Origin of the sequence: Listeria farberi (genome assembly GCF_014229245.1) — a bacterium.
In the GTDB taxonomy this organism is placed as follows: Bacteria; Bacillota; Bacilli; order Lactobacillales; family Listeriaceae; genus Listeria; species Listeria farberi.
Genome location: NZ_JAARZJ010000001.1, coordinates 260,104 through 271,639, shown reverse-complemented (window position 1 = coordinate 271,639; position 11,536 = coordinate 260,104). Strand labels below are relative to the sequence as shown.

The 11,536-nt window shown below is 38.1% G+C and carries 10 protein-coding genes; all 10 read right to left on the bottom strand.

The window, feature by feature from the left end; all coding sequences use genetic code 11:
* Nucleotides 1–4: 4 nt before the first annotated feature.
* Nucleotides 5–382, bottom strand: coding sequence for a VOC family protein (locus HCB45_RS01310; RefSeq protein ID WP_185319079.1), 378 nt, complete (start codon nt 380–382; stop codon nt 5–7).
* 3 nt (nt 383–385) lie between these two features.
* The gene (locus tag HCB45_RS01305; RefSeq protein WP_185618407.1) at nt 386–1,369 is read right to left on the bottom strand and encodes an aromatic acid exporter family protein; all 984 of its coding nucleotides are present in this window, start codon (nt 1,367–1,369) and stop codon (nt 386–388) included.
* A 94-nt stretch (nt 1,370–1,463) separates the two neighbouring features.
* Nucleotides 1,464–2,087 carry a DedA family protein gene (locus HCB45_RS01300; RefSeq protein WP_185607886.1) on the bottom strand — a complete coding sequence of 208 codons (624 nt, stop codon included), beginning with the start codon at nt 2,085–2,087 and terminating at the stop codon, nt 1,464–1,466.
* Nucleotides 2,088–2,223: 136 nt separating this feature from the next.
* Entirely contained in the window at nt 2,224–3,576 is a 1,353-nt protein-coding gene (locus tag HCB45_RS01295) for a trypsin-like peptidase domain-containing protein (protein ID WP_185607885.1), read from the bottom strand.
* Between the two features lie 253 nt (nt 3,577–3,829).
* Nucleotides 3,830–5,341, bottom strand: a complete 1,512-nt coding sequence (locus tag HCB45_RS01290; RefSeq protein WP_185618405.1) for a phosphohexomutase domain-containing protein — start codon at nt 5,339–5,341, stop codon at nt 3,830–3,832.
* 68 nt (nt 5,342–5,409) lie between these two features.
* The gene (locus tag HCB45_RS01285; RefSeq protein WP_185319084.1) at nt 5,410–6,285 is read right to left on the bottom strand and encodes a putative RNA methyltransferase; all 876 of its coding nucleotides are present in this window, start codon (nt 6,283–6,285) and stop codon (nt 5,410–5,412) included.
* Between the two features lie 52 nt (nt 6,286–6,337).
* Complete coding sequence (locus HCB45_RS01280; protein ID WP_185319085.1) at nt 6,338–6,820, bottom strand: dihydrofolate reductase; 483 nt, start codon at nt 6,818–6,820, stop codon at nt 6,338–6,340.
* Between the two features lie 15 nt (nt 6,821–6,835).
* Entirely contained in the window at nt 6,836–7,780 is a 945-nt protein-coding gene (locus HCB45_RS01275; RefSeq protein ID WP_185618403.1) for a thymidylate synthase, read from the bottom strand.
* A 12-nt stretch (nt 7,781–7,792) separates the two neighbouring features.
* The gene (locus HCB45_RS01270) at nt 7,793–9,685 is read right to left on the bottom strand and encodes an ABC-F family ATP-binding cassette domain-containing protein (protein WP_185618401.1); all 1,893 of its coding nucleotides are present in this window, start codon (nt 9,683–9,685) and stop codon (nt 7,793–7,795) included.
* Between the two features lie 118 nt (nt 9,686–9,803).
* Nucleotides 9,804–11,486: a formate--tetrahydrofolate ligase gene (locus tag HCB45_RS01265; protein WP_185319088.1), complete on the bottom strand. Its 1,683-nt coding sequence runs from the start codon at nt 11,484–11,486 to the stop codon at nt 9,804–9,806.
* Nucleotides 11,487–11,536 lie beyond the last annotated feature (50 nt).

Here is an 11,536-nt window from a genome sequence, read left to right as displayed (position 1 = left end):
CTAACTATTTTTCACAAATCGCAAAATAATTTCCTTCGTTATCCGAAAAATTAAACACCCGTCCCATTGGTAAATCTACTAAATCACCGACCGTAATACCTTTATTTTTATATTCTTCATAAAGTTCCGCAACATTTTTTCCAAACAATAAAATGGACGGAGTTCCAAGATTCATTTCTGGATTCATTTCGGCAACTTTCTTTTTATTTTGAAGAACAAAGGTAGTTTCTAAACCTTTTGTTGGCGCTATTTCAATCCACTGAATTTCGCCATTTACAACTTCTTCTGAAACTACGACAAAATCCAATTTTTCTACCCAAAAATCTCTTACTGCAGCTTGATTGTCCACATATAACATCACTTGACCAATTTTTTCAATCATCATTCATCGTCCTCTCGTCATTTCTTTTTCCTTTAATCCAAACTCCGCATAAAAGTCACGCTTCATTTCTAATAAATAGCGTAAATCATTCATAAATTGGAATAAAATCGCTCTATTTTCAAATTCCGCTCGTGTCTCTGGGAGTTTGCTACTTCTAAACTCATGCACCATCTTAGTAATTTCCGCTACTAAATCCTCTGCTGTATTATGCTCATCTAGTGTCTGTGCTGTTTTTTCTGTAATTTCTGCCAGCGCCATACTTTGCTCAGAAGAATGTTCGAACGCAACTAAATGTCGTTTCATCTGTGTTAAAATTCGATATTGTACAAGCCGCATATCGACATACTGTGAATAATAATGGGAGGAAGCAAAAAACTGATTATCTAGGTTTCTTGCTGCTTTTTCTTGTGCATAGTCTAATGTACCCTTTAATTGATTTAATAAGCCAAATTCATCATGGTACTCCGACTGATTCCGGAGTCCTTGTGTCATTTCCGTTAAAATTTGTCGCATAATTGCTTCTATTTTTTGTTGGCTACGTTTTAATTCGTCTTCCATTTTTGGCATATATAAATTTAAAATAATCGCAATACCAGCGCCAACTGCCATAAGTAACAGTTCATTTTTAAACCAAAAGAAGGATAATGATTGTTCGAGTAAAATATGCGATACGAGTACCGAGCTCACAACAATTCCGTCAGCAACATGTAGTCTTACTGCAAGCGGAATAAAAATCAGTAAATAAAGTCCAAAACTCACCGCGTTATAACCAATGAGCATGAAAAACACGGCAGCAATAGAAAGCGCCAAAACAGTCGAATAAACCCGCTGAATTGCTAATTGTAAAGACCCTTTTTTCGTATTTTGTACACTTAAAATTGCGATAATCCCTGCCGAAACAGCATATTCCAGGTGTAGCCATTCCGCCAAAACTATCGCCAGTGTCGCTGCAATCGCGGTTTTCACTGTTCGCATTCCAATCCGCATATATTCCCGTCCCCTTTCTATGTCCAACTTATCATAGCACGAAAGCAAAATTCGCAAAAGAAAAACCTTGAAGATCATTCCTCAAGGTCATACACTATTCTTCATCTAGTGTTTTTTTGAAACGTGCTCGGAAAAAGAAACCTAAGCCGACAACAACAAGTATCGCAATGACGCTATAAATTATAGTTGAAAAGCTATCCATAAAAACCACAATTTCATTCCATGACTCACCAAGCATGGCGCCAAGTCCAATTAAAACTGTATTCCAAAGTAAGCTTCCCGCGGTCGTCAAAATTAGAAACCGCGACATTTTCATCTTCGTCATCCCTGCTGGAATCGAAATTAAGCTTCGTATTAGCGGAATCATCCGACATAAAAATACAGCCCAACTTCCATATTTCAAAAAGAAACTTTCTGCGCGTTCAATATCAGATTCCTTCAGTCGCAAAATCCGACCGTATTTTAACACAATCTTCGTGAGTCGTTCTTTGCCAAAATAAGAAGCGACTTTATACAGTAAAATTGCGCCCACAACAGAACCTAGAGTTGCTACAATAATCACCATCACGACATTCAGTGATGTAACTGTCGTCATAAATCCACCAAAAGTTAAGATAATCTCAGAGGGAATGGGTGGAAATAAGTTTTCAACCATAATCAAAACAAAAATACCTATATAGCCAAAATCAGCCATAATACTTGTAATCCAAGTTTCCAAAAAACACACTCCTGTACTTTATTTCCCTTTTAAAGTAAGTGCTTGCTTTTTAATTTTACTATACTAGCTCTACTTTTTCAATCAATTTGGTAAAAGAAAAAGAATTTGGCATTTTACACACCAAATTCTTTTAAATTTATTTTGCAACTAGTCGCATTTGTACAGCTTCTATTCTTAAACTTTCTCCTGTTGTTCCTGCTGTTGCTCCATCTTTAACCCAACTTTGCCAACCTTTATTTTGGACATGCGCTCTATACTGCACACTATAATTTTTAGCCATATTTCCAGTTAATTTTACTTGGAAAGCTTCCAGACGTTTTGACTGTCCACGAGTTCCAGAAATTTCACCATTTTTCAACCAACCTTGCCATCCACTACCTTGTACATGTGAACGATATTGAATATCTCCAGAATACGGCATCGCTGATAAACTAATTTTCATTGCTTCTGCTCGTAAGCCAAGGCCAACTGTGCCCGAAGTCATACTATTAGCAACGTTTCCCATCCATCCCTTACTTTGGACGTGGAGCTCGTAATTTATCCCTTTTTGTTTGCTTACAGAAAGATTATTGTCAAACGCCCAAGTATAAATATTATTTAGTTTTTCTTTTGTTATTCTTGTACCAAAGTTGTCCCCGGTACCATTTAAATATTCATATGCGTTTACTGCTAAAATCTGTTTTTTAGAATTATAAACACCACTACCACTACTACCACCTGTTGTATCTAATCTATAAAAAACATTATTTGCAGTGACTTGAGAGATATTTCCAGTTTGAGTGTACAATTTCCCTTTTTTGTCACCATGATAACCACTAATAGTAATTGCACCAGATGTATTAGTTGTTAACCCCATTGTTCCAGTTTTTGACCCAATATTTTTATCTAATTTAATAACTCCATAATCTTCTGTAGAAGGTTCTTTTTTTGTCCATTCTTTTGGAACATACATTTTTCTTGCTTTTGCTGTTCCAAAAGGAGCTTTCGTGCCATTATATCCAGGATATACAGTCACTTTTTTTGCCCATCCACCATCTTTTTTACCATATAAACAATGAGCGGCTGTAAGTACAGAATCTTCACCAATCAATTGTCCACTACCTATATAAGTTTTACCATTTGGAAATTCCATTACAAGGTAAGCGCTCGTTGAATATGGATATTGAGTTGTATTTGTTACAAGTTTTCTACCATCTCCGCCAAAAATCGTTTTTAAACCTGGGGTTAGAACAGCTTCCTCATTTTCAATAGTTAATCCTGATAAATCAACCTCAACTTCATCAGATGTATCTAACGTCCCCGTTGTTGAATTAACATCTTCTAAATCACTAATCTCATCGACTATAAACTCTTCTCCGTCATTTGTTACCGTTTCCCCAACTATCTTTTCATCGATTGGGGCTTCCTCTGCTGCTTGTGCAACAATTCCTCCACCTAATAAAAATAGAGCAAAAGCAAGCATCAAAGTAAATATTCTAAGCTTTTTCATAGTTGCATCTCCTTTTTTGTCTATTAGCAAATAAATATATCAAAAAATCGCTTGATTGTATCGCATTGTTGAAACTTAAATTAGTTTAAAACTTCCCAATATAAGTCAATTTTCTTAGTAGCTATTTTTGACATATTTATTTACTGTATAACTATAATAACATGTTCACAATCATACTGTACTGTGCAGCTAGCATTATTTAGAAATCAAAGCATATTAAAAAGCAGCCAAAATATATCAGCTGCTTTGTAGTTTACATCTTTAATTCTGCTTTACTCGCGAAAAATTCTGCTAAACGATCTTTCACTTTCCTGATGCCGCCTGCTTCATCACTTTCTAAATTCATCGGCATCACTGGTTCGTGTAAACTCATTCTAAGTAAGAACCAACCTTCGCCAAGTGCACCGCTCGTATTCACACGAATTCCTTCTTGGTTCACCGGTTCTAATTTCATGTCCGCGTCAGCTTCTACAAATGTCAGAAAATCAGCTAAAACTTCTTTTCCATAAGCTTTAAAATCGGTTGCTGTAATGCTTAACCGGATTTCTTCGCTTTCTGCTGGCTCTTTTAAGTCTGCTATTAAGTCTGGCAAATCTTTTCCATTTTTTCGTAAAGTCGCATACGTCATTAAAATTTTGGCAATAAGATAAGCGCCATCATCTAAGAAATAATTTTCTTTTAATGCGGCATGCCCACTTACTTCAATAGCAATTTCCGATGGGATTCCGTCTGCATTTAGGCGAAGAGCCTCATTGATAACGTTACGATAACCACGTTTAAAACGGTGTTGTTTCCCGCCTTTTGCTTCGATAAAGGTTTGCAAATGCCCAGATGTTGTGGAGTCAGTCACGATGGTTGTTCCTGGTTTTTCTTCCAAAATAATACTAGAGATAACAGCAATTAATGGGTTGCGGTTTAAACTTTCGCCATTTTTATCCATAATCGCAGCACGGTCTACATCCGTATCAAAAATCACACCTAAATCCGCCCCACTAGCAAAGACCGCTTTTTTCAAACTAGCCATTGCTTCCTCATTGTCAGGGTTCGGGATATGATTAGGAAAATTGCCATCCGGATCTAAAAACTGGCTTCCAGAAATGTCTGCGCCAAGTTCTGCCAATACTTTCTCAGCAAAAAAGCCGCCAGCACCATTCCCTGCATCAACAATAATATGGCTTCCTTGGAGTGGTTTCATTTTGTCAGTTGCACCTGTGATCCCTGCTCTAATCTTATCTGTTAAGTCCGCTGCATATGTAGAAAGTAAATCTTGTTTTGTTACTTTACCAAGATTTATTCCATTTTCGATGAATGATTTATCTGCGTGGGCTATGATATAATCAATATCCTCGTGTTCAGCTCCACCAGATTTTGTAAATAATTTTAGTCCATTATACATAAAAGGTAAGTGACTCGCTGTAATCATAATGCCGGCATCACAGTGGTAGTCTGCGTACTGAGTAGCCATAAACATAGCTGGCGTTGTTGCAAGCCCAACATCCACGACATCTATACCAGCAAAAGTTAACCCTTTGACAAGTGCCGCTTTTAATCGTTCAGCTGAAAGTCTGCTATCATGGCCAATTGCCACTTTTGCTTGACCTTCCACTTTTTTCTCCTCTTTTAGCCATTTCGCAAAGCCATAAGCAATCTTTTCTACACGTTCGTCTGTCAGCGTAATCTGATATTTTTCCGTAGCGATTGCTATTCCACGTATGTCTGACCCGTTTTGCAGTGCTTCTAACGCTTTCGTTTCTGATTGATTCATGTCATTCCTCCAGCTTCTGTATTTTTCCCCTTCATTATAGCTTAAATTGCGCATAATTCACATAGCTTTTACAAAAGATGTGCTCGATTTGCAATAATGATTTTTAGATCTACCGTTAACTCTTTTGGCGGATTTATTAATAATTCGCTTTTTTTATCTTTATCCATGTGCCAACCAAGTGGCGTCATTTCAAGAAAATCGGCAAATAATTTTTTAGCGATTGGCGCTTTATATGTCACCCGTTCAACATGTTCGACTGTTAATTTTTCCGCTAATCGAGATGTAACAGACTCATTCGAATAACTACTCTTCTCATCAACATAAATAAATTCGCGTATCTCCCGCAAATAATTCGCCTCTGGAACTACTTTTAACAAAAAGCCATCCGTTTTTAACAGCCGCTTAAATTCCTCATAATTTGATGGTGATAAAATATTTAAAATCACATCTGCCGTTTCTGATTGAGTGGGACAATTGGCTAAATCAGCTACTGTCCAAATAATCCCGGGGTAATCTCGCGCAGCTTGTTTCACGCCTTCTTTAGCAATATCTAGCCCCATTGCTTGGACACGGCGTCCTTTTTCTTGAAGAATCTTTACAACTTGCGCTAAATGACTCCCTTCCCCGGAACCAGCATCATATATAACTACTTCTTCTTTTTTTGTCTCTGCAATGATTTCTGTCACTCGTTCGATCAATTTTTCAAAAAAGCCACTCGCAATCACTTTTTTTCGTGATTCAAATAAGGCTTGATCATATTTGGTTTTATGTCCTTGCTTGAGTAAATGTAAATATCCAGGCTTGGCAATATCAAACCCATGATGGTTTTTACATACAAATGCATTCGGTTCACTAAATGAGAATTCCTCTCCACAAATCGGGCAAGCAAGCAGTGTCATACTTTCTTTCATTGCAAGCTTATTAATCTCCATTTTCGATAACAATTAAACGTCACTCCACTCGAAAAACGTTGCCCACAAACAGGCAACGTTTCTACTAATTTCTTTCATACGTATAAAATGTGTAATTATATTTATTTTTCTCATCTTTTTCATGAGGTTCTCTCGCTACTTCTGAAAAGTTTTCCCAGTCTACTTCTGGAAATGCGGTATCTGCATCAAATTCGGCATCAATTTTTGTGACAATTAACTTATCCGCCACATCCATAAATAAACGATAAATTTCCGCTCCACCAACCACATAAATCGGTTCGCCGGTTTCGGCAAGCGCCATAACCTCATCACGTGAATGAAGAATTTCTGCGTCGTCTAGTTGCAATTCATTATCCCTAGTCAACACAATTGTCTTTCTATTTGGTAAAGCTTTACCTAGTGATTCATAGGTTTTCCGTCCCATGACGAGCGTTTTTCCAGTTGTCGTTTTTTTGAAAAATTGCAAATCTCCTGGTAAGTGCCACGGCATTTTGTTATCTTTTCCAATATTACCAGCGCGGTCTTGTGCCCAAACAAAAATTATCATCTAAGAAAACCTCCCTTATACTGAAATTGGTGCTTTAATAGCTGGATCTGGATTATAACCATCTAGTGAAATATCCGCTACTTCAAAATCAAAAATGGTTGCAGGTTTATCTGAAAGCACTAATTTTGGAAGTTTGTGCGGTGTTCTAGACAACTGTTCTTTCACTTGCTCAATATGATTGTTATAAAGATGCGCGTCTCCCATAGTATGGATAAACTCACCAACGTCAAGCCCTACTTCACGTGCAATTAAGTGTGTGAGAAGTGCATAACTCGCAATATTAAACGGTACTCCTAAGAAAATATCGGCACTACGTTGATACAGCTGGCACGATAATTTTCCGTCCGCTACATAAAATTGGAATAGCGAGTGACAAGGTGGTAAAGCCATATTCGGAATATCTTCCGGATTCCAAGCAGACACAATCAAACGACGCGAGTTCGGATTTGTTTTAATCATTTCAATTAAGTCAGCTAACTGATCAATTGTTTCCCCTTGCGAAGTTTTCCATTCACGCCATTGCTTACCGTAAATATTACCTAGTTCGCCGTATTTATTCGCGAACACTTCATCTTCTAAAATCCGCGCTTTAAACTTCTCCATTTCAGCTTGATACACTTCGTTAAATGCTGGATCACGCTCAGCACGCAGTCCAAAGTCAGTCATATCCTCGCCATTATAATCAGTACTTTTCACAAAACGCTCAAAAGCCCACTCATTCCAAATGTTATTATTATGCTGTAAAAGGTAGCGAATATTCGTATCTCCATGTAAAAACCATAATAGTTCACTTACGACAAGTTTAAATGGTACACGTTTTGTTGTCATAATTGGAAAGCCTTCCTGTAAATCAAATCGCATTTGATAACCAAATGTGCTGATTGTTCCAGTCCCAGTGCGATCTCCTTTTTGTGTGCCATTCTCTAAAACGTACTTTTCTAAATCCAAATATTGTTTCATCGTTCGCACTCCTTATTCCGCGTATTGTGATAAAAATTCCCAGCGTTCCATCATTTGTTCCAGCTCCGATTCTTTCGCTGTAATGAGTTCGCTAATTTCTGCTGCTTTTGTAAAATCTGCTCCAGTTTGTTCTAATGTTTCATTGAGCGTTTCAATCGTTTGTTCTAATTCGCTAATGGTATCTTCAATCCCGTCCCACTCGAGTTGTTCTTGGTAAGTGAGTTTAACTTTCTCTTTTTTCTCAGGTGCTTTCTTTTCGACCGAAGTATTCGCCATTTTTTTCATTGATTTCGCTGGTTTTCCTTTAGCCTCCAGCTCTTTCAAATAATCACTATATTCTCCGTAGAAAATTTCTACTTCACCAATCGCCCGGAAAACGAGCAATTTGTTCACGACTTTATCGAGGAAATATCTATCATGGCTGACCGTAATAACCGTCCCATTGAATGATTCTAAATAATCCTCTAAAACGGTTAACGTTTGCGTATCTAAGTCATTAGTCGGCTCATCTAGTAATAAGACATTTGGTCGTTCCATCAAAATGCGTAGTAAGAATAACCGACGTTTTTCTCCACCCGATAAGCTACCGATTTTCTTCCCGTGGGAATTCGGTGGGAATAAAAATCGTTCTAGCATGGCGCTCACACTAAGCACTTCTCCACCAGAAGTCGTTACTTGCTCCCCTGCCTCTTGCAAATAAGCAATCATTCGCATATCCGGGTCCATTTCTTCATTTTGTTGCGTATAGTAACCAATTTGTACGGTTTGTCCAGTGACTACTTCCCCAGCATCCGGCGCTAGTTTTCCAGCTAACATATTCAGTAATGTGGATTTTCCCGTTCCGTTATTTCCAGTAATACCAAGTCGTTCTCCTGGTTGAATTATTAGGCTAAAATCCTGTAACACTTGCTTTTCATCAAATCGTTTTTCCAAGTTTTTTAGTTCAAAAACATCTTTTCCAAGACGATTAGTAACAAAATCAATCGCCAGTTCCGAGTCATCTATTTTTGTTTTCACTTTTTTCTCTAAATCATGGAAACGGTCTTGTCTGGCATTTTGTTTAGTGGCGCGACCTTGAGGACCGCGTCGCATCCAAGCCAGTTCCTTGCGATAAAGGTTTTTATTTTTCTCAGATTCACGGACTTCGTTTTCCATCCGAATGGCTTTAGATTCCATGAATTTCTCGTAGTTCCCAACGTAGCGATAAGCCGAACCTCGGTCCAGCTCCACCATGTGATTTGTCACCCGGTCAAGGAAATAACGATCATGAGTAACGAGCAATACGGCTCCTTTAAAGCGATTTAAATATTCTTCTAACCAACGAATCGACTGAAAATCCAAGTGGTTAGTAGGCTCATCTAAAATAAGCAAATCAGGTGTCTCGATTAAGACTTGCGCCAAACCTACCCGTTTTCGTTGCCCACCAGAAAGCTCGCTTATTTTCGCGGTTAAATCCGTAATGCCTAAACGCTCCAAAATCGTTTTCGCTTCTGTATTCATATCCCAAGCCGCACTAGCATCCATTTCTTGGCTAGCTGCTGTATAAGCATCATGTAATTTAGTATTTTCTGCATCAAGGGTCATCGCAAGTAACACTTCTTCATACTTACGCATTGCCCGAAGCGCCGCAGTATCTCCGTCAAAAACAGCTGAAAGAACCGTATCATTTTCATTAAACTCAGGATCTTGCGCCAAGTAGCCTATCGTATAATCTTTCGCTTTCGTAACAGTACCTTTGTCTCCAGATTCGCTTCCAGAAATAATTTGTAATAGCGTGGATTTCCCAGTACCATTCACGCCAATCAAACCAATGCGTTCACCTTCTGTTATCGTTAATGAGATATTCTCAAACAGGCTTTTTTCGCCATATGTTTTTGTTAAATTTTCCACTTTTAATTGTTTCATTTAGTCCCATCCATTTCCGTTTCGTCCTTATCTATTCTAGCTGAAAATATAGAACATAGCAATTGCTTAAGATGAAAAAAGTTCCAAAAGCGGCTTTCCACTTTTGGAACTTTTACTTTTAAAATAAACCTTGTGCATTACCGTTTTCGTCGACATCCATATTTAATGCCGCCGGTTTCTTCGGTAAACCAGGCATTGTCATCACATCGCCAGTTAAAGCAACTACGAAGCCTGCGCCAAGTTTTGGAATAAATTCGCGAATATGAATAACAAAGTCAGTTGGACGACCAAGTAATGTTGGGTCATCCGATAAAGAATATTGTGTTTTCGCCATACAAATTGGATAGCGGTCCCAACCATATTTTTTGAATTCAACGATTTGTTTTTGTGCTTTACTTGAAAGTTCCACGCCAATACCACCGTATACTTTCGTCACAATCGCTTCTAGTTTTTCTTCAATCGACCAGGCATCATCGTAAATACGTTTGTAGTCTGCTTCCCCGCTTTCAACAGCTGCAATAACTTTATCTGCCAGTTCCAGTCCACCGTCGCCACCTTTTTCCCAAACTTCTGTCAAGGAGAATGGAATGCCATGTTCTTCGCATAGCGCTTCTAATTTCGCTACTTCAGCGTCAGAATCGGTGATGAACTTATTAATTGCTACTACGTAAGGAATCCCAAATGTTTGAATCGATTCCGTATGTTTTTGTAAATTAGTAAAGCCTTTTGCTAAGGCATCAACATTTTCTTCACTAAGTTCTGTTTTTAAAGCGCCACCGTGCATTTTCAGTGCGCGAATCGTTGCTACAATAACAACACAATCTGGTGCTTTTCCAAGGGCAGGAACTTTAATATCTAAAAATTTCTCCGCTCCGAGATCCGCTCCAAAACCAGCTTCCGTTACTACATATTCGCCAAGTTTAAGGGCTGTACTTGTTGCAGAAACACTATTACAACCATGAGCAATATTAGCAAAAGGACCGCCATGTACAATCGCTGGAGTATGTTCTAATGTTTGCACTAAATTAGGTTTTAACGCATCTTTTAATAGTAATGTTAATGCACCTTCATAACCCATTTCGCCAACAGTTATTGGTTCTTTTTTATAATTATAGCCAATCACAATTTCACTTAAGCGTTTCTTTAAGTCTTTTAAGTCACTTGCTAAACAAATGATTGCCATAATTTCAGAAGCAACTGTAATATCAAAACCATCTTCACGTGGAACGCCTTGGATTGGCCCACCTAGACCAACAACTACTTTTCGAAGCGCACGATCGTTCAAATCAACCACACGTTTCCAAACGATTCTTCGGCCATCAATATTTAAATCGTTTCCTTGCTGCATATGATTATCAATAAATGCCGATAAAGCATTGTTAGCTGCTGTAATGGCATGAAAATCACCTGTAAAATGTAAATTAATATCTTCCATTGGAATAACCTGCGCATAACCGCCGCCAGTCGCCCCACCCTTAATACCCATAGTAGGTCCAAGTGATGGTTCGCGAAGTGCAATAACAGTTTTCTTATCTTTTTTAGAGAGTGCGTCGCCAAGACCAACTGTCACAGTTGATTTCCCTTCACCAGCTGGTGTTGGATTAATAGCTGTTACAAGTACAAGTTTACCTGGCGCTTTGTCTTTTAACGAGTGAATCGTATCATAGGATAACTTTGCTTTATACTTTCCGTAAAGTTCGAGTGCATCTGTGTCTAGTCCTAATTGTTCTGCAATCGTTGTAACTGGTAGAATTTCTGCTACTGATGCAATTTCAATATCTGATTTCACTTTATTTGACATGATATCCCCTCCGAATATGTATATTGTAACAAAGAATTAAGATATTTTGG

Excerpts from the sequence above, each read along its gene's own strand:
- HCB45_RS01310 (WP_185319079.1), bottom strand. The coding sequence starts at position 382 with ATGATTGAAAAAATTGGTCAAGTGATGTTATATGTGGACAATCAAGCT.
- HCB45_RS01305 (WP_185618407.1), bottom strand. The coding sequence starts at position 1,369 with ATGCGGATTGGAATGCGAACAGTGAAAACCGCGATTGCAGCGACACTG.
- HCB45_RS01295 (WP_185607885.1), bottom strand. The coding sequence starts at position 3,576 with ATGAAAAAGCTTAGAATATTTACTTTGATGCTTGCTTTTGCTCTATTT.
- HCB45_RS01290 (WP_185618405.1), bottom strand. The coding sequence starts at position 5,341 with ATGAATCAATCAGAAACGAAAGCGTTAGAAGCACTGCAAAACGGGTCA.
- HCB45_RS01280 (WP_185319085.1), bottom strand. The coding sequence starts at position 6,820 with ATGATAATTTTTGTTTGGGCACAAGACCGCGCTGGTAATATTGGAAAA.
- HCB45_RS01275 (WP_185618403.1), bottom strand. The coding sequence starts at position 7,780 with ATGAAACAATATTTGGATTTAGAAAAGTACGTTTTAGAGAATGGCACA.
- HCB45_RS01270 (WP_185618401.1), bottom strand. The coding sequence starts at position 9,685 with ATGAAACAATTAAAAGTGGAAAATTTAACAAAAACATATGGCGAAAAA.
- HCB45_RS01265 (WP_185319088.1), bottom strand. The coding sequence starts at position 11,486 with ATGTCAAATAAAGTGAAATCAGATATTGAAATTGCATCAGTAGCAGAA.